An 18,005-nucleotide genomic window follows, 5' to 3' on the forward strand; every position below is an offset into this window, starting at 1 on the left:
CCGCCGCGAGACGCTGGTGCGCGAGGGGAGACCCGAGGACGTCCGAGCCCACGCGAGAAGGGAGGAACCGTGCTGCCGAACCCCTACGCACCCGGTGAGGTACCGCGCGTGCTCGTGGGCCGCGACCGGGAGCTGGCCCGGATCGGGACCGCGCTGGACCGGGTGAGCCGGACCGGCGAGATGGCCGGCGCACCGATGGTGTTCACCGCGCCCCGCGGCATCGGCAAGACCTCGCTGCTGCGCACCGCTGCCGACCGGGCCCGGCCGGAGGGGTTCGCCGTGGCCTGGGTGGCCTGTGTCAAGGGCGCCCGGGTGCTGCCCGACCTGGGTGGCAGTGTGGCGCGGGCGCTGGCCGACGTCGGGCTGGGGCAGGAGAAGGCCTGGCTGGGCCGGCTCGAGTCATTCCGCCTGGAGGTCGGCGTCCCGGGGGTCAAGGCCTCGGCGAACTTCGAGCGCCCCGAGCCGGCGCGGACCGGCCCCGGCGGGGAGGTCACCGCGGTGGAGGACCTGCTCCGCTCGGCGGCACGCGCGGTCCGGGACCGGGGCGGCGCCGGGTTGGTGTTGTTCCTGGACGAGCTGCATGCCCCTTCGGTCGCCGACACCGGCGTCCTGCTGAACGCGCTGCAGGACCTGGCCGGCGAGCGGCAGGACATCCCGCTCGCGGTGATCTGCGCCGGGCTGCCCTCCACGCCCGGGCACCTGACCCGGGCCGCGACCTTCGGCGAACGGTCCCGGTTCGTGGTCGTGCCGGGCCTGGACGAGGCCTCCGCGGGGAAGGCGCTCGCCGGTCCGGCCGCGGAGCTGGACGTGACCTGGGCACCGGACGCGCTCAGCATGGCGGGCACCGCTGCCGACGGGTATCCCTACTTCATCCAGCTGCTCGGGTCGACGACCTGGGACGCCGCACAACCCCGCGGGGGGAGCGCGATCACCGTGCACGACGTCCACCAGGGACTGGCCGACGCGACCTCGCAGGTCCTGGCGATGTTCCAGGCCCGCTGGGAGGCCGCGACCGAGCACGAGCAGGACTTCATCGTGGCGATGGCCGCCCAGGGCGAGGGGCCGGTCGCCCGCGGCGAGGTGGCCCGTCGGCTGGGCCGCTCCACCCGCGCCATCAGCGTGCCGCGGGACCGGCTGATCGACAAGGGGATCATCGCCCCGGCCGGCCACGGGAAGCTGCAGTTCACCATCCCGGGATTCGCCGGCTACGTGCGGGTGCACACCGGCGAGGGGGACCCCGGTGACGCACCGGGAGACAGCACCGGCCCCGGGGGCGGATGGCCCCTGGCGCTGCCGCAGGCGGCCGCTGCCCTGGGCGAGCCGGACACGAGGAGGTCACCAGATGAGTAGCCAGCTGCTGCGGGTGTGGGCTCCCGACGCGACCACCGTCGAGGCGGTGCTGGGCGTGGACGGCGCCGACCGGGTCGCCATGGACCGCGAGGACGGCGGTTGGTGGTCGACCCGCGCGGACGCCGTGCCGGACGGCCGGTACGCCTTCTCCCTCGACGGTGGTGATCCACGGCCCGACCCCCGGTCGCTCAGCCAGCCCGAGGGGGTCCACGCGCCCTCGCGCCTCGTGGACCTCTCCGCATACGGCTGGGGCGACGGGCACTGGGCGGGGCAGGGCCTGGAGGGCTCCGTCGTCTACGAGCTGCACGTCGGCACCTTCACCCCCGAGGGGACCCTCGAGGCGGCGGCGGAGCGACTGGACCACTTGGTCGAGCTCGGCGTGACGACGGTCGAGTTGATGCCGGTCGCCGCCTTCCCCGGGGTCCACGGCTGGGGGTACGACGGGGTCGCGCTGTATGCCGTGCACGAGCCCTACGGCGGCGCCGTCGCCCTGCAGCGGTTCGTGGACGCGGCACACGGCAAGGGGCTGGCGGTGTGGCTGGACGTCGTCTACAACCACCTCGGGCCCAGCGGCAACTACCTGGGCCAGTTCGGCCCCTACTTCACCGACCGCTACCCCACGCCGTGGGGCCAGGCGGTCAACCTGGACGGCCCCGGCAGCGACGGGGTGCGGGCCTTCCTGCTGGACAACGCGCGGATGTGGCTGACCGACTTCCACCTCGACGGGCTCCGGCTGGACGCCGTGCACGAGCTGCACGACGCGCGGGCGCGGACACTCCTGGAGGAGCTCGCCGCCCTCGCCGACGACGTCGCCGCCGAGACGGGGGTGCCCCGGACCCTGGTGGCCGAGTCCGACCGCAACGACCCGGCGACCGTGACCGCGCGTGGGAGCGCCGGCTCCGGCGGGCTGGGCCTTGCCGGGCAGTGGGCCGACGACGTGCACCACGCGCTGCACGTCGCCCTCACCGGCGAGACGTCCGGCTACTACGCCGACTTCGCCGACCCCGCGGCGTTGCCGAAGGTGCTGGGCCGGACACCGTTCTTCCACGACGGGACCGTCTCCACCTTCCGCGGCAGGGTCCACGGCCGCCCCGTCGACCCCGCGGTGACCCCGTCCTGGCGGTTCGTCGCCGCACTGCAGACCCACGACCAGGTCGGCAACCGGGCTGTCGGGGACAGGCTCGTCCACCTGGCCGGGACGGGGCTGGCCGGGGTCGGGGCGGCCCTGCTGCTCACCGCGCCGTACACCCCGATGCTGTTCATGGGCGAGGAGTGGGGGGCCGGCACGCCCTGGCAGTTTTTCACCGACCACGGCGAGCCGGAGCTGGCGGAGGCGATCCGGGCCGGTCGGCGGCGGGAGTTTGCTGCCCACGGCTGGGACGGGGAGGTGCCCGACCCGCAGGACCCGGCCACCGTGGCGGCCTCGCGGCTCGACTGGACCGAGCCGGAGCGGCCGGGGCACGCCGAGCTGCTGGCGTGGCACCGCACCCTGCTGCGGCTGCGACGGGAGCATCCGGGCCTGGTCGCCCACGCCACGGTGGCCTACACCCCCGAGACCGGGGTGCTGCGCCTCGAGCGAGGTCGCTACGCCGTCCTGGCCAATCTCGCGGACACCGCGCGGCAGGAGGACCTGCCCTCCCGGGACGGCTCCGACGGTGACTGGACGACGTTGGCCACGTGGGGCCAGGTCGACCGGCGCGACGGGCGGGTGCTCCTCGGGCCGACGTCCGTGGAGGTGCTCCACCTGGCGCCGACGGGCCACTGACGCCGCGACCCCGGGCCGACGAGGAGTCGGACCCGGGGCCGCGGGTGGAGGCCAAGGCCTCCGCGCCCTGCGCCAGGGCGGGCGGGGGACTCAGCCGCCGTCAGGCAGGTTGCTGTCCAGCTCGACCTGGGGGGAGGTCGGTGCCGCGGCGCCGCCGAACAGGCCCAGCAACTGGTCGTAGACGTCCGAGGACAGCGCGGTCTCTCCGCCCACGATCGTGACGAGCGGGAAGGAGAAGCCCTGCGTGAGCCGCTCGATCTCGGTCATCACGCTCGCGGGGACCTCGTCGGTCCGGGACAGCGCGATCCCAGCGCCGGTGCGACCCGCGACGGGCACCGCGGTCAGGGCGTCGGGGAACTTCTCACCGGTGGCCACCATCACCTTGCCCTCGGCGGGGAACTGCCCCAGCACCTCGGCAGCGGTCTCATAGCGGTCGGTGCCGGAGAAGCGGGTGCTGGTGGCGCTGCCCAGTCCGGCAGCCTCCGCCAGCACGGCGTCGCTGATGACCGCCTCGCCGCCGGCGGCGTAGAGGCTGTCGTAGGCGGCGGTGGCGAGGAAGTCGGCCGTGGCGGACGGCAGCGTGTCCTGACGCGTCAGCACCAGCGGGGCGCTCTCCCGGGCGGCGAGGGCGCTGAGCACCAGCGCATCCGGGAAGTCCTCACCCGTCGCCAGGAACATCTGGGGGGTGCTGTCCTGGGTGATCTGCGCGGCGATCTCGGTGGCGGTCTCATACCGCGTCGCGCCGCCGATCCGCTCGACGGTGCTGGTGGGCAGGAGTGCCTCGATCTGCGTCAGCACCGTGTCGGTGACCGCCCCGGTGCCGCCGACCACCACGACGTGACCGGGCTGCAGTCGGGTGAGCTCCGTGGCGGTCGCTGCCGGCAGGGCGCCAGGCCGGGTCAACAGCAGGGGACCGGCCAGCTGGTCGGCCAGGGGGGCTGCCGTGAGCGCGTCCGGGAAGGTCACGGACGTGGCGATGACGACAGTGTCGGCCTTGACGAAGCGCTCGGAGAGCAGCGCGGCGGTCTCGATCCGGTCCGCCCCGCCGATCCGCTCGACGTCGAAGTCGCACGGGCCCTCCTGGTCCTCCGGGAAGTAGGGGTCGATGTAGTCCAGGAACGACAGGGGATCCCCGGCGGCGTCGGCGTCCCGGATCACGATGCCCACCCCGGGTGCCCCGGACAGGTAGGTGCCGACGAAGCTGAGGAAGGAGGTGGTGGCCACGGTTGACCCGACCGGCACCTCGAGGACGCGGTAGTCCTTCAGCTCGCCGTCGTCCCACACCTCGGTGCGGACCTTGTCGAAGCCGCCGACGTCGTCGGTGGTGCCGGTGAAGGTGGCGTCGACGACATACTCGTTGCGGGAGCAGTCGGCGTTGACGAACTGGATCCCAGTGACCTCCCAGCCGTCCTCGAGGGTGGCGGCGGAGGCGGGGGTGACGGCGGTGACCGTGAGCAACGCAGCTGCTCCGACGGTCCCCAGGACCGGCCGCCAGGGGGTGCGGCGAGGTCGATCGTGCATGGATGTGCTCCCTTCGGGCCCGGGCACCGTGGCCCGGAGTGCGGCCGGGCAGCGGGCGCCGTCCGTGTTCCGCACGAGAGAGGATCGACGGGCGCCCGGGTTGATACACCCGCCGTGGAAGGGGCAGGCGTACCGTGAGTCCCGTGAGATTCCACAAGCCGCTGCCGGTGCCCCCGGCCGAGTTGGACGGGACCCCGGGAGGGGCGGACCCGGTCGACGTGGCCGAGGCAGCCCACCGCACCGCCGCCGTCGTGGTCGGCCGCGGTCGCGCCAGCGCCGACCCGGAGGTCACCGCCCGCCTGGTCGACCTGGTGCGCGAGCTCGGGCTGTCCACGGTCGCGCAGATGTGGGCCGACCGGCCGGCGCGCTCGCTGCCCGGGGCCCTGTGGCGGCTCTACCTGCTCCACGAGTGGGTGCAGCGCCAGCCGGACGAGGTCGGCAGGGCGTTCTCAGAGGGGTCGGGGCACGCCGAGGTCTACCGGGTCATCGCCGGCGTCGCCGAGCCCCCAAGCCCGGACACGCTGCAGGACCTCACCGGCTCGGTGCTGACCGGCGTGTTCGACGGCGACCTGGCCACCGCGCTGGACCGGGCGGCGGCCTTCTGCCACGTGGTCGCGGTCGGGTTGTCCGGCCCCGACGGCGCGGACGTCCCGGAGGACCAGGTGCGCCGCGCGGCGCGACTCCAGGGCACGGCCCGCGATCTGCAGGCCTGTGCCGGGCTCTGGCGCCGGGACGAGCTGGCCTGATCGCAGGGAACAATCAGGCAGGTCCCGGGGTTAGGCTGTCCGGAAGTGCCGGGCCGCGGCAGCCCCGGGTCCCACAACACGCCGCTACGAGCGGCCGCGCGCCGTGAGGCGCTCCCGGCCCGGCACTTCTGACTCCTCAACATTCACTCGGGCTGTTAACTTGCTGGTCGCCTGGACGAAGTTGGGGATTCACCTGCTGGACCCCTAGCATTGCGTCCCGTGCGCTTTCGCATCACGCCTCAGAACACCTCGTTCTACGAGCACTTTGCCGCCCTCGCCGGCCATGTGGTCGAGGGTGCCTACGCCATGCGGGACATCCTGGGGCTGCCCCAGGACGAGCGTGCCGCGGCGTCCGGCCGCCTCAAGGACATCGAGCACCACGGCGACGAGGCGACGCACACGATCATGAACGAGGCGAACTCCTCGTTCATCACTCCCTTCGACCGTGACGACATCTACGCCCTCGCCTCCCGGCTGGACGACTGCCTGGACCACCTCGAGGCGGCCGTGGACATCGTCGTGCTCTACGGCATCGACGAGCTCCCGGACGGGGTCGACGACCAGGTGGACATTCTGGTCCGGATGGCCGAGCTCACGGTCGAGGCGATGCCCCGGCTGCGCTCCATGCGGGACCTGCAGGACTACTGGATCGAGATCAACCGCCTGGAGAACTCCGCGGACCAGCGCTACCGCCAGATGACCGCGGCCCTGTTCCGGGAGCAGCAGGACGCCGTGCAGATCATCAAGCTCAAGGCGGTCATCGACGAGCTCGAAGCCGCCGCCGACAGCTTCGAGACGGTCGCCAACACGGTCGAGAGCATCGCGGTCAAGGAATCCTGACTCGTGGACTGGCTCCCGGTCACCCTCGTCATCCTCCTGGCGATGGGCTTCAACTACACCAACGGTTTCCACGACGCCGCCAACGCCATCGCCACCTCGGTGTCCACCCGGGCGTTGACACCCCGGATCGCCCTGGCCATGGCCGCCGTGTTCAACCTGATCGGGGCGTTCCTCGGGGAGGGCGTGGCCAAGACCGTCGGGTCGGGCATCATCAACCCCCCGTCGGGGATGACCGGCCTGGCGATCGTGGCAGCCGCCCTGGTCGGGGCGATCGGGTGGAACATGATCACCTGGTGGTACGGCCTCCCGTCCTCCTCCTCCCACGCCCTCATCGGCGGCATGGCGGGCGCCTCCCTGGCAGCGGGGACCAGCGTGCTGTGGGACGGGATCCTCAGCAGCATCATCATCCCGATGCTCATCTCCCCGGTCGCCGGCGTGGTGCTGGGCTACCTGGTGATGACCGCGATCCTGTGGACCTTCCGCAACGGCCACCCCGGCCGGCTCGGGCGTGACTTCCGGATCGCGCAGACCGCCTCGGCCGCTGCCATGGCGCTCGGACACGGGCTGCAGGACGCGGCGAAGACGATGGGCATCGTGGTGCTCGCCCTGGTCGTCGGTGGCTACCACGAGGGGTCCCACATCCCGCTGTGGGTGACCGTCACCTCGGCATTGGTCATCTCGGCCGGCACGTATGCCGGGGGCTGGCGGATCATGCGCACGCTGGGACGCAAGATCATCGACCTGGACCCGCCACAGGGGTTCGCGGCGGAATCCGTCGCCGCGAGCGTGCTCTACGTGGCCGGCCTGGCATTCCACGCGCCGATCTCCACCACGCACACCATCACCTCGGCGATCATGGGCGTGGGTGCGACCAAGCGCCTGTCGGCCGTGCGCTGGGGGGTGGCCAAGAACATCGTCGGCGCCTGGGTGCTCACCTTCCCGGGGGCGGGCCTGGTGGCCGCCCTGACCTACTGGTTCATCGCGATCTTCTGAGCCGCCGCACGGAGCAGGAACGGCGGGAAACTCGTCGCACATTCAAGCGTCGTTCACGTCTCGTTCACCACCGACCACCACTCGGGACACGTGGCGTCCCTACGGTCATCACGGTTGGCGAGGACGCCAGCTCGCCGGCGGACACCCTGACCCGGCGTGCGAACACGAATACTGCCCAGAGAGGTACCCACCGTGAAGCTTCACCGCTTTGGCCCGACCGTCGCCCTCGCGATGGCGGCAACGCTGACCCTGGCCGCGTGCGGCGACGACAACCCCACCGTCGACGAGGAGACCGCTGCCGACGAGGGCGCCGACGAGGGTGCCGACGAGAACGAGGAGGACGCCGGGGAGGAGTCGGGGGAGGACTCGGACGACGAGACCGGCGGCGACGACGCCGCAGGGGGCGGCGGCGACCTCTCCGGCAACTACAGCTTCTCCGGCGCCAGCGCCCAGGAGTCCGCCGTGACCGCCTGGATCGCCGGCTACCAGTCCACGCAGCCGAACGTCACCATCAATTACGACGCCATCGGCTCCGGCGGCGGACGCGGCAACCTCATCTCCGGCGCCTCGCCGCTGATCGGCTCGGACGCCTACCTCGACGAGGAGGAGCGGGAGCAGGTCAAGGAGACCTGTGGCGACGGCGGTGCGCTGCACTTCCCCGTCTACATCTCGCCGGTCGCGATCCCCTACAACCTGCCCGGGGTCGACACCCTCAACCTGTCCCCGGACGTCCTGGCCCAGATCTTCGACCAGCAGATCGAGAGTTGGAACGACCCGGCCATCGCCGAGGACAACCCCGACGCGGACCTTCCGGACACCGAGATCACCGTGGTCAACCGCTCCGACGACTCGGGCACCACCGAGAACTTCATGGAGTACCTGACCGCGGCGGCGCCGGACAGCTGGAGCTACGAGGCCGACTCCGCGTGGCCGGTGTCCGGTGGCGAGGCTGCCGCGCAGACCACGGGTGTCATCTCCGTCGTGGGCAGCACCGAGGGCGCGATCGGCTACGCCGACGCCTCGGCCGTCGGCACGCTGACCACCGCCTCGATCGGGGTGGGCGAGGACTTCGTGGCCTTCTCCCCGGAGGCCGCGGCCGCCGTGGTGGACGCCTCGGAGCCGGCGGACACCGGGGTGGAGGGTGACCTGGCCCTGGAGTTGGCGCGCGATACCACCGAGGCGGGGAGCTACCCGATCGTGCTGGTCTCCTACCACATCGTGTGCACCAACTACACGGACGAGGCGACCGGTGAGCTGGTCAAGGACTTCCTGACCTACGTGATCAGCGAGGAGGGGCAGAACGCGGCCGCCGAGGCAGCCGGCTCGGCCCCGATCTCCGAGGACGTTCGTAGCGCCGCCACGGACGCCATCGCCAGCATCACGACCGGAAACTGAGCATCCCGCTGAGCACACACCACGGCGCCGGGGTCACCGTTCAATGCGGGGACCCCGGCCGCCGTGCCGTCTCGCCCCACACTCGCAATCGAGGACTGAGATGAGCACCCCTGCACCCCCTGTCGGCGAGGAACGCACCTCCGCCACTGCGACACGGGCCGTCAAACGGCCCGGTGACGTGATCTTCCAGGGGACGTCCTTCGGCTCGGCCATGATCATCCTGCTGGTGCTGGCCGGCGTCGCTGCCTTCCTCGTGATGGAGGCACTGCCGATCTTCGGCGCAGATGACGCGCAGACCAGCGGGGGCGAAGGGTTCTTCGCCTACGTCTGGCCCTTGGTGGCCGGCACGCTGATCGCCTCCTTCATCGCCATGCTGCTCGCCACGCCCGTCGCGGTGGGGATCGCCCTGTTCGTCTCCCACTACGCCGAGCGCCGGGTCGGCACGACCGTAGGCTTCGTCATCGACCTGCTTGCCGCCGTCCCCTCGGTGGTCTTCGGCATGTGGGGCTGGCAGGTGCTGGCGCCCCGACTCGTGCCGGTCTACGGCTGGCTCGAGGACAACCTCGGCTTCATCCCGTTCTTCGCCGACGGATCCAACACCGGCCGCACCCTGATGACGGCCTCGATCGTGCTCGCGGTGATGATCCTGCCGATCATCACCTCGGTCTCCCGCGAGGTCTTCCTGCAGACCCCCAAGCTGCACGAGGAGGCGGCCCTGGCCCTGGGCGCCACGAAGTGGGAGATGATCCGCACCGCGGTATTGCCGTTCGGCACACCCGGCGTCATCGGCGGCACCATGCTCGGCCTCGGCCGGGCGCTGGGCGAGACCATGGCGGTCGCCATCATCCTGTCGACCGGTGGGTTCACCTGGAACCTCATCGGCACGGGCAACTCGACCATTCCGTCCGAGATCGCGCTGAACTTCCCCGAGGCCTCCGGCCTGCGGCTCAGCGAGCTCATCGCGACCGGTCTGGTCCTCTTCGTCATCACGCTCGCGGTGAACCTCGTGGCGAGGTACATCGTGGAGAAGCGGTCCGAGTTCTCTGGAGCCAACTGATGAGCACCCCGACCCAAGAGTCCGAGAACGTCGACGAGTCGGCGGTCAGCGAGCACGCGCTGGACCACGTCAAGGGGGTCGTGCCGTCCCCGGTCCGACCCGCACCCCGGCGGCTCGGCCCGGCCATCCTGGTCGGCGCCGCGGTGGTCGCCCTCCTGCTGTGGCTGGTCCTGGACGTGCACGTCGCACTGGCCGTCGTCGGCGGCTACCTGGCCTACCTGGTCGCGGTCTACGTCGCCTTCCGCCAGGTTGCCGGAGCCCGGGTGGCGCTGGACCGGCTGATGCGGGGCCTGATGTACGGCGCCTTCGCGCTGGCCTTGCTGCCGCTGCTGTCGGTCATGTGGACCGTCGTCGGCGAGGGAGCCGGTCGGGCGTTCCACCCGGACTTCCTCAACCAGACCATGAACGGCGTCACCGGGGTCCACGACCAGGCCTACGCCGAGGACCGGGGGCAGTTCACCGGCGGCGCCTACCACGCCGTCATCGGCACCCTGGTCATCACCGGGATCGCCACCCTCATCTCGGTGCCGATCGGGCTGTTCACCGCGATCTACCTGGTGGAGTACAGCGCCGGCAACCGCATCTCACACGCCATCCGGTTCCTGGTCGACGTGATGACCGGGATCCCCTCCATCGTCGCGGGACTGTTCGCCTTCGCGCTCTGGGCCAGCCTCTTCGGCATCGGCACCAAGAACGCCCTCGCGGGCGCCGTCGCCCTGGCGGTCTTGATGATTCCCACGGTGGTCCGCAACAGTGAGGAGATGTTGCGGATTGTGCCCAACGAGTTGCGGGAGGCCGCGCTCGCCCTCGGGGTGCCCAAGTGGCGGGTCATCGCCAAGGTGGTGCTGCCGACCGCGGCCTCCGGCCTTGCCTCGGGTATTACCCTGGCTATCGCGCGGGTCATCGGCGAGACGGCGCCGGTGCTGGTGGCCGTCGGCTTCACCCACGCGCTGAACACCAACCCGACGTCGGGTCCGATGAACACGCTGGCGCTGTACGCCTACCAGATGTTCACCCGGCCGCTGGCCCCCGGCGTGCGCGAGCCCAGCCTGGAGAGGGCCTGGGCCGCCGCACTCCTGCTGGTCCTCATCGTCGTCGCCCTCAACCTCACTGCCCGCCTGATCGCCAAGATGTTCGCGCCGAAGACCGGCCGCTGACCCCCTGGAGCACCTGACATGTCCAAGCGTATTGACGTCAACAACCTCGACATCTACTACGGCGCCTTCCACGCCGTCCAGTCGGTCAGCATGGTGGTGGAGCCGAAGTCCGTGACCGCCTTCATCGGCCCGTCCGGCTGCGGCAAGTCCACGTTCCTGCGGACTCTGAACCGGATGCACGAGGTGATCCCCGGAGGCCGGGTCGAGGGGGAGGTCCTGATCGACGGCAAGAACCTCTACGGCCGCGGCGTCGACCCGGTCGACGTCCGGCGTGAGGTCGGCATGGTGTTCCAGCGGCCCAACCCGTTCCCGACGATGTCCATCAAGGACAACGTGCTCGCCGGGGTGCGGCTGAACAGCAAGCGGATCAGTTCCTCGGCCGCGAACGAGCTGTGCGAGCGGTCGTTGCGGGGTGCGAACCTGTGGAACGAGGTCAAGGACCGGCTGGACAAGCCCGGATCGGGGCTCTCGGGTGGCCAGCAGCAGCGCCTGTGCATCGCCCGTGCCATCGCGGTGCAGCCCGAGGTCATCCTGATGGACGAGCCGTGCTCGGCGCTGGACCCCATCTCCACCCTGGCCATCGAGGACCTGATCAACGAGTTGAAGACCGACTACACGGTCGTCATCGTGACGCACAACATGCAGCAGGCCGCCCGCGTCTCCGACCGCACGGGCTTCTTCAACCTCGAGGCGACCGGCAAGCCGGGTCAGCTGATCGAGATGGACGACACGAGCAAGATCTTCAACAACCCCAGCCAGCAGGCGACCGAGGACTACATCTCCGGCCGTTTCGGCTGATCCCCGGGCCCGCGCCCGCGGGCTCAGGACGGCGGCCGGTGCCGGGTGACTGCCAGGACGGTGGCCTCCGCGCCGGCACCCACCATGGTGCAGGCCAGCACCTCGCCCTTGTCCATCCCGACCCGGGCCAACCGGTGCAGCGTGTCGGACTCCGAACGGCGCACCGTGAGCGTCGCCAGCCGCTCCAGCAACTCGGGCAGCAGGGGCCGGTGGCTGCACAGCGCTGCCGGCTCCGCGCGGTCCAGCAACCGCCCCAGGTGCCGGGGGGCGCGTGCCGGGCGCTCGGCATACCCCTCCTCGGACAGCCCTGCCTTGCCGGTGAGGTCCACCCCGGCCGCCCGGGCGAACGGGGCGACCGTGTCGCGGCAGCGTGCCGACGGTGAGGTGAGCATCCGGGTCGGCGCGTAGGCCTGCAGCAGCGGGACCAACCGCTTGGCGCGGCGGCTGCCGACGGCGTCGAGCGGGCGGTCCGGGTCCGGTCCGGACCACCGGCCCCGCGACACCGCCTCCGCATGCCGCACCACCAGCAGCGGCCAGGTCTCCAGCCGCAGGGTGAGCTCCGCGCCGGCCAGCGCCGCGAGCTGCTCCCGGTCACGCGGGTAGGTCAGGCGGTCCCGGGCCTTCTCCAGCGTCAGCCAGCGCACTTCGTCGACCTCGTGCTCGAGGGCGCCGTCCCCGCCGATGACGGTGCCCGCCCAGTACCGCACGTGCTTGACGACGGGGCGCCCGTTGCCCTTGGCCAGCGGGTACTCCGACGTGGGAAGCGGCGGGCCGAGACGGACCCGCAGCCCGGTCTCCTCCAGCGTCTCCCGTGCCGCTGCTGTCGCGAAGTCCTCGCCCGGGTCCAGCTTGCCCTTGGCCCAGGACCAGTCGTCGTAGGCGGGACGGTGCACCAGGGCGACCTCGAGGCAGCCGTCCTTGCGCCGGCGCCAGGGGACGACACCGGCCGCGCGCACGATCTTGGGCCGAGGGTGCGCCGAACCGCCGAGTGCCATGTGGTCTCAGCGGCGCCGGCCGGGTCGGCGCCGGGCGGCGTAGGAGGTGATCAGCTCACTCTGCAGGTCCGGCAGTGGCTGCCCCTCGTCGTCGAGGTGATGGCGGGTCCACTGGCCGTCGGCGTCCAGGTGCCAACTGGCGATCTCGTCCGACATCGCCCGGTCCAGCAGTTTCGCCAGGGTCTTGACGTGCGCGCGGTCGGTGACCGGCACGAGCGCCTCCACCCGACGGTCCAGGTTGCGGTGCATCATGTCGGCCGAGCCGATGTAGGTCTGCGGGCTGGTGCCCTTGCCGAAGGCGAACACCCGGGAGTGCTCCAGGAACCGTCCCAGCGTGGAACGGACCCGAATGTTCTCCGAGAGACCCTCCACCCCGGGCCGGAGGGCGCAGATGCCCCGGACCCAGATGTCGACCCGGCACCCGGCCCCGGAGGCGCGGTACAGCGCGTCCAGCAGCGCCTCGTCCACGATCGAGTTGACCTTCATCCGGACCAGTCCGTCGGTGCCCTTGGCCGCCTCTGCGTCGACCAGCTCGACCAGCCCGCTGCGCACCGACCGCGGGGCCACGAGCAGCCGCTTGAACTTGGCCCGGGGCGCCATGCCCGAGAGCTGGTTGAACAGCCGGGTGAGGTCCTCGCCGATCGCCTCGTCGCAGGTGAGCAGGCCGAGGTCCTCATACAGGCGCGCGGTCTTGGGGTTGTAGTTGCCGGTGCCCACGTGGCAGTAGCGGCGCAACCCCCCGCCCGACTCCTCCCGGACCACCAGGGCCAGCTTCGCGTGTGTCTTCAGCCCGACCATGCCGTAGACGACGTGCACGCCCGCGTGCTCCAGCTTGCGGGCCCAGGTGATGTTGTTCTCCTCGTCGAACCGTGCCTTGATCTCGACCACGGCCAGCACCTGCTTGCCCGCCGCGGCGGCGTCGATCAGGGCGTCCACGATGGGGCTGTCACCGCTGGTGCGGTAGAGGGTCTGCTTGATCGCCAGCACGGCCGGGTCGGCGGCGGCCTGCTCGATGAAGGCCTGCACCGAGGTGGAGAAGGAGTCGTAGGGGTGGTGCAGCAGGATGTCTTTCTCCCGCATCGCCTCCAGGATGTCGCTCGGCGCCGCCCGCTCCACCGGCGCCAGGTCGGGGTGGGTCTTGGGGACGAAGTTGGGGTAGGCCAGCTCCGTGCGGTCCAGGTCGGCGATGGTGTGCAGCGCGGTCAGGTCCAGCGGCGACGGCAGCCGGTAGACCTCGCTGGGGTGCACCCGCAGTTCCCGGGTGAGCAGGTCCAGCACGTGGTCGTCCATGTCCTCGACGACCTCCAGGCGCACCGGGGGGCCGAACCGCCGGCGGGTCAGCTCGCGCTCCAGGGCGGTGAGGAGGTTCTCGGCGTCGTCCTCCTCCACCTCCAGGTCCTCGTTGCGGGTGACCCGGAAGGTGAAGGTCTCGTGCACCTCCATGCCCGGGAACAACTGGTCCAGGTGTGCCGCGATGAGCTGCTCCAGCAGCACGAACCGGTCCCGGTAGAGGTGGTCGGGGCCGGAGTCGATCCGGATGAAGCGGGGCAGCAGCGGGGGGACCTTGACCCGGGCGAAGTGCTCGCGCTTGGTCTGCGGGTGGATCAGGATGACGGCCAGGTTCAGCGACAGCCCGCTGATGTAGGGGAATGGGTGTGCCGGGTCGACGGCCAGGGGCGTGAGGACCGGGTAGACGGTGCTCCGGAACATCTCGCCCAGCTCGGCCTGCTCGTCCTCGGTGAGCTCGTCCCAGCGGGCGATCGTGATGCCTTCCCCGGACAGCAGGGGGGCCACCTGGTGGGCGTACAGGGCGGCGTGGCGCGCGCTCAGCTCGTGCGCCCCGACGGAGATCTCGTCGAGGACCTCGCGCGGCTCCAGGCCGGAGGCGGAGCGGGTCGCGATGCCGGTGGCGATGCGGCGCTTCAGACCAGCCACCCGCACCATGAAGAACTCGTCCAGGTTGCTGGCGAAGATGGCCAGGAACCTGGCTCGCTCCAGCAGGGGGGTGCTGGGGTCGGTCGCCAGCTGGAGCACCCGCTCGTTGAACTGCAGCCAACTCACCTCACGGTCCAGGAACCGGTCGGCGCGCAGTGCGTCGGGCTCCTCGGCCCCCTCGCCCGTGCCGGAGACGGACCTGATGAACCTGCCGTTGGCCGCGCGGGGACGTGCGGCCCGGATCGTCGGCAGGGGCACGACGGAGGCGGACTCGACGATGTCCGGGGCGGCCGGATCGGTGGTCGTCATGGGCTTATCCTGCCACCGGCCGCGGTGGTGCGTCAGCACGGTCCCGTATGCCGTCAGTCGCCCTCCGCGGCATACATCACGTCGACGGTGGACCGCTCGAAGCCGAGGCGGTGGTAGGTCGCCAGGGCGGGCGAGTTGTCCCCGTCGACATACAGCGTGGCGGTGTCCAGTCCGCAGGCGCGCAGGTGGCGCAGCCCCAGGAGGGTGACCGCCTTGCCCAGGCCCCGGCCCTGGTAGTCGGGGTCCACGCCCACGACATACACCTCCCCGCTGGAGGCGGTGGAGCCGGACGGCTCGACCTTGGTCCAGTGGAACCCGGCGAGCCGGGGCGGTCCGTCACCGGTGCGGTCCTCCACGAGGAGGAAGCCGTGCGGGTCGAACCACGGCTCGGCGATGCGGTCCGACAGGTCGGTGAGTGTCATCCGGCCCTGCTCGGCGTGGGCGGCGAAGGACCGTGCGTTGACGGCGAGCCAGGCCTGCTCGTCCTGGCCGACCTGGAACGGGCGGACGTGGAAGCCCTCCGGAAGGTTGGCCTCGGGCAACTCGGACCACTCGCCGGAGAGCGGGCGGGCCATCTGCCACAGGTCGCGCACCGGGTGCAGCCCGAGCGAGGAGGCCAGGCTGCGGGCCGGCATCAGGTCGCCGTGCGCCCAGACCCGGACCCCGGGGAAGTCGGCCAGCAGTTGGCGCAGCAGGGCACCCCCCAGCCCTCGGCGCCGGTGCTCCGGGTCCACGACGACCTCGGCGGCGGGGGGCTCGGACTGCTCGACGTGGGCGTAGGCGAGGACCCGGGCGTCGATCTCGCCCGGCCGGTCCTCCACGACCAGGTGCTGCCCGGGGGTGCCCTCGGCCGGGGGAGGGTCGTCGGGCAGCCGCCGCACGTCCAGCACCGTCTGCTCGGACAGCGGGCGGACCCCGTCGTGCTGGGTCGCCCGCACCACGAGGGCCGAGACCTCAGCAGACTGGCGCGGCTGGAGGCGGTCGGTGGCCGGGTGGGTCGACATCCGCCTATTCCACCATGTCGCCGAGGTGGCCGTCGCGGGGACCGGCGAAGCGGTAGCCCACGTTGCGGATGGTGCCGATCAGGGACTCCCGCTCGGGGCCGAGCTTGGCGCGCAGCCGACGGATGTGGACGTCAACGGTCCGGGTGCCGCCGTAGTAGTCCATCCCCCAGACCTCCTGGAGCAGCAGCTCCCTGGTGACGACCCGGCCCGGATGGTGCACGAGGTACTTCAGCAGCTCGAACTCCTTGTAGGTCAGGTCGAGGGGGCGGCCGCCCGCCCGGACCGTCCACCCCGCCTCGTCCACGATCACGTCGGCCACCTTCACCGGCGCGGTGGAGTCCGGCGGCGGCTCGGCCGAGTGGGCGGCCCGCTGGCGTCCCAGGACGAGCCGGAGCCGGGCCTGGCACTCGGCGGGCCCGGCCGCGGTGAGCAGGATGTCGTCGACCGGCCACTGGTCGTCCAGCGCGGCCAGCCCGCCCTCGGTGAAGATCGCCACGATCGGCAGCGCCAGGCCCATGGTGGCGATCGTCCGGATGGTGGACCGGGCCTGAACCAGGTTGTCGGTGGCGTCGACCAGCACCAGGGCGCACTCCTCGTGCAGCAGCACGGAGGGGTCCAGCGGCAGCACGATGGTGCGGTGGGTGAGCAGCTCCAGCGCGGGGAGCGCGCCAGAGACGGCCGTGGCGGGAGCGCCGGCCGTCAACAGCGCCAGGGTGGACACCGGGACAGGATATGTGGCCGTCCGGCCCGGCCGTCACCGCGCACCCCGTGGGTGATGACACCATGTGACCCGTGCAGCAGCGCAATCCGGTCCTGACCCCGGTGGTCCACGTCGCCCTGGCGACGGTGACGCTGGGCGCCCTCATGACCCTGGTGGCGCAGGCCGGGCCGCGCCCGGTGGCAGCCGGCGTGCTCCTGCTGGGCCTGCTGGTCGCCTGGGGGTGGGCAGGGACCCTGGGGCTGCCCAGCCCGCGGGGCACCACGGCCGTCGTGGCCGTGAGCAGCCTCGTGCTCGTCGCGGGTGCCCTGCCGGGGGCGTCTCCGGGGGACGAGGGCGCGGTGCTGGCGTGGCTGCCGATCGCCATGGGCGGGGCCTTCCTCCTCGCGTTCGCCCACCAGTTGCTGCGGCGTGACGGACGCCCGCGGGTGGTGGAGTCGGTGAGCGCCGTCGTCCTGGCCCAGGGGCTGGTGGCCGGCGGGACGCTGCTGGTGCCCCTCTCCGCCGACCCGGTCGGCGCCGACCTGGTGGTGGCCGGCGTCGCGGCGGCCGTGGTCTCGGCGGTGGGCGACGGCGCCGGGCGCTGGCTCTCGGCACGGGCCTGGCTGGCCCCGTTGTCGATGGTGGCGGGCGGGGCCGGGGCCCTGGGGGCTGCCGTCGCCGTCGGGGCCGACGTGGCCTGGACCACGTGTCTGCTGCTCGGCGTCGCCGTCGGCGCCACCAGCCAGGCGGTCCGGGCGGTGCTGGCGGTGCTCCCGTCGATGGCCGGGGGCCGTCCTCGGCTCGTCGCCGCGGCCGCCTCCCTGCTCGTCGTCGGCCCGCTGGCGTATGCCGTCACCCGGGTGCTGGTGCCCGGGGTGCTGGCTGGCTGAGCGTTCCGGCCCGACGCGCGCCCCGACATACGATGGGGCCGTGCCTTTCGAACTCGACCCGACCATGCACCCGGACCTCGCGCCCCTGGCCTGGCTGATCGGCCGGTGGGAGGGCGCGGGCGTCGTGGGCTACCCCACCATCGACTCCCACAACTTCGGGCAGGAGGTGACCGTCACCCACGACGGGCGCCCGTTCCTGAGGTGGGAGTCGCAGTCCTGGCTGCTCGACGACGACGGCACCAAGATCAAGCCGTCGGGCACGGAGCTGGGCTTCTGGAGGCCGCTCCCGGACAACGAGGTGGAGCTGCTGCTGGTCCACCCGACCGGCGTGGTCGAGATGTATGCGGGCACCACCAGTCCGGCGAAGATCGAGCTGCGGACCGACGGGGTGATGCGCAGCCCCCACGCCAAGGAGTACAACGCCGGGCACCGGTTGTACGGCTACGTGAACTCCAACCTGATGTGGGCGATGGACATGGCGGCGATGGGGCAGCCGATCACCAGCCACCTCTCGGCGGAGCTGCGCCGGGTCGGCTGACGGCAGCCCACC

16 protein-coding genes are annotated in these 18,005 nt (G+C 71.9%); 11 read left to right on the top strand and 5 right to left on the bottom strand.

The genetic code is table 11. The annotated features are described in order from the left end of the window. Window positions 1-69 precede the first annotated feature (69 nt). The gene (locus AC1QRC_RS05335; RefSeq protein ID WP_484205761.1) at window positions 70-1,350 is read left to right on the top strand and encodes an ATP-binding protein; all 1,281 of its coding nucleotides are present in this window, start codon (window positions 70-72) and stop codon (window positions 1,348-1,350) included. After that, on the top strand, window positions 1,343-3,115 hold the full coding sequence (treZ, locus tag AC1QRC_RS05340; protein ID WP_484205762.1) for a malto-oligosyltrehalose trehalohydrolase: 1,773 nt from the start codon (window positions 1,343-1,345) through the stop codon (window positions 3,113-3,115). Before AC1QRC_RS05335 ends, treZ begins: the two co-directional genes overlap by 8 nt. A 90-nt stretch (window positions 3,116-3,205) precedes the next feature. Here treZ and AC1QRC_RS05345 read toward each other — a convergent pair whose 3' ends face one another. Then, window positions 3,206-4,636 carry a cell wall-binding repeat-containing protein gene (locus AC1QRC_RS05345; RefSeq protein ID WP_484205763.1) on the bottom strand — a complete coding sequence of 477 codons (1,431 nt, stop codon included), beginning with the start codon at window positions 4,634-4,636 and terminating at the stop codon, window positions 3,206-3,208. A 143-nt stretch (window positions 4,637-4,779) separates the two neighbouring features. Here AC1QRC_RS05345 and AC1QRC_RS05350 point away from each other — a divergent pair, with 143 nt between their 5' ends. The 7 genes from AC1QRC_RS05350 to pstB all read left to right on the top strand — a co-directional run bounded on the left by AC1QRC_RS05350 (window position 4,780) and on the right by pstB (window position 11,622). Continuing rightward, on the top strand, window positions 4,780-5,382 hold the full coding sequence (locus tag AC1QRC_RS05350; protein WP_484205764.1) for a hypothetical protein: 603 nt from the start codon (window positions 4,780-4,782) through the stop codon (window positions 5,380-5,382). 219 nt (window positions 5,383-5,601) lie between these two features. Next, the gene (locus AC1QRC_RS05355; protein ID WP_484205765.1) at window positions 5,602-6,222 is read left to right on the top strand and encodes a DUF47 domain-containing protein; all 621 of its coding nucleotides are present in this window, start codon (window positions 5,602-5,604) and stop codon (window positions 6,220-6,222) included. 3 nt (window positions 6,223-6,225) lie between these two features. Then, on the top strand, window positions 6,226-7,215 hold the full coding sequence (locus tag AC1QRC_RS05360) for an anion permease (protein WP_484205766.1): 990 nt from the start codon (window positions 6,226-6,228) through the stop codon (window positions 7,213-7,215). 192 nt (window positions 7,216-7,407) lie between these two features. Continuing rightward, window positions 7,408-8,610: a phosphate ABC transporter substrate-binding protein PstS gene (gene pstS, locus AC1QRC_RS05365; protein ID WP_484205767.1), complete on the top strand. Its 1,203-nt coding sequence runs from the start codon at window positions 7,408-7,410 to the stop codon at window positions 8,608-8,610. Window positions 8,611-8,710: 100 nt separating this feature from the next. Further along, window positions 8,711-9,667, top strand: a complete 957-nt coding sequence (gene pstC / locus AC1QRC_RS05370; protein WP_484205768.1) for a phosphate ABC transporter permease subunit PstC — start codon at window positions 8,711-8,713, stop codon at window positions 9,665-9,667. Then, a complete protein-coding gene (pstA, locus tag AC1QRC_RS05375) occupies window positions 9,667-10,824 on the top strand; it encodes a phosphate ABC transporter permease PstA (RefSeq protein ID WP_484205769.1) in 1,158 nt (385 codons plus the stop codon). Before pstC ends, pstA begins: the two co-directional genes overlap by 1 nt. 18 nt (window positions 10,825-10,842) lie before the next feature. Then, a complete protein-coding gene (gene pstB, locus AC1QRC_RS05380) occupies window positions 10,843-11,622 on the top strand; it encodes a phosphate ABC transporter ATP-binding protein PstB (protein WP_484205770.1) in 780 nt (259 codons plus the stop codon). Between the two features lie 23 nt (window positions 11,623-11,645). On the opposite strand, the gene AC1QRC_RS05385 is transcribed toward pstB, so the two are convergent. From AC1QRC_RS05385 to AC1QRC_RS05400, 4 genes are read right to left on the bottom strand one after another with little or no spacing between them, the layout of a single operon-like run. Continuing rightward, a complete protein-coding gene (locus AC1QRC_RS05385) occupies window positions 11,646-12,617 on the bottom strand; it encodes an NUDIX hydrolase (protein ID WP_484205771.1) in 972 nt (323 codons plus the stop codon). 6 nt (window positions 12,618-12,623) lie between these two features. Then, window positions 12,624-14,861, bottom strand: coding sequence for an RNA degradosome polyphosphate kinase (locus tag AC1QRC_RS05390; protein ID WP_484205772.1), 2,238 nt, complete (start codon window positions 14,859-14,861; stop codon window positions 12,624-12,626). 53 nt (window positions 14,862-14,914) lie between these two features. After that, a complete protein-coding gene (gene mshD / locus AC1QRC_RS05395) occupies window positions 14,915-15,865 on the bottom strand; it encodes a mycothiol synthase (protein WP_484205773.1) in 951 nt (316 codons plus the stop codon). Window positions 15,866-15,869: 4 nt separating this feature from the next. Beyond that, a complete protein-coding gene (locus AC1QRC_RS05400) occupies window positions 15,870-16,586 on the bottom strand; it encodes a winged helix-turn-helix transcriptional regulator (RefSeq protein ID WP_484205774.1) in 717 nt (238 codons plus the stop codon). A 71-nt stretch (window positions 16,587-16,657) separates the two neighbouring features. On the opposite strand from AC1QRC_RS05400, the gene AC1QRC_RS05405 reads away from it, so the two are divergent. Continuing rightward, window positions 16,658-17,455, top strand: a complete 798-nt coding sequence (locus AC1QRC_RS05405) for a hypothetical protein (protein WP_484205775.1) — start codon at window positions 16,658-16,660, stop codon at window positions 17,453-17,455. A gap of 40 nt (window positions 17,456-17,495) precedes the next feature. Next, window positions 17,496-17,993 (top strand): heme-binding beta-barrel domain-containing protein, encoded by a 498-nt coding sequence (locus AC1QRC_RS05410; RefSeq protein ID WP_484205776.1) that lies wholly within the window; start codon window positions 17,496-17,498, stop codon window positions 17,991-17,993. Window positions 17,994-18,005: the final 12 nt, after the last annotated feature.

The organism is Ornithinicoccus sp. (genome assembly GCF_057176825.1).

Bases quoted from the DNA above. Each gene is read 5' to 3' on its own strand.
- treZ (WP_484205762.1), top strand. From the start codon at position 1,343: ATGAGTAGCCAGCTGCTGCGGGTGTGGGCTCCCGACGCGACCACCGTC.
- AC1QRC_RS05345 (WP_484205763.1), bottom strand. From the start codon at position 4,636: ATGCACGATCGACCTCGCCGCACCCCCTGGCGGCCGGTCCTGGGGACC.
- pstC (WP_484205768.1), top strand. From the start codon at position 8,711: ATGAGCACCCCTGCACCCCCTGTCGGCGAGGAACGCACCTCCGCCACT.
- pstA (WP_484205769.1), top strand. From the start codon at position 9,667: ATGAGCACCCCGACCCAAGAGTCCGAGAACGTCGACGAGTCGGCGGTC.
- pstB (WP_484205770.1), top strand. From the start codon at position 10,843: ATGTCCAAGCGTATTGACGTCAACAACCTCGACATCTACTACGGCGCC.
- AC1QRC_RS05385 (WP_484205771.1), bottom strand. From the start codon at position 12,617: ATGGCACTCGGCGGTTCGGCGCACCCTCGGCCCAAGATCGTGCGCGCG.
- AC1QRC_RS05390 (WP_484205772.1), bottom strand. From the start codon at position 14,861: ATGACGACCACCGATCCGGCCGCCCCGGACATCGTCGAGTCCGCCTCC.
- mshD (WP_484205773.1), bottom strand. From the start codon at position 15,865: ATGTCGACCCACCCGGCCACCGACCGCCTCCAGCCGCGCCAGTCTGCT.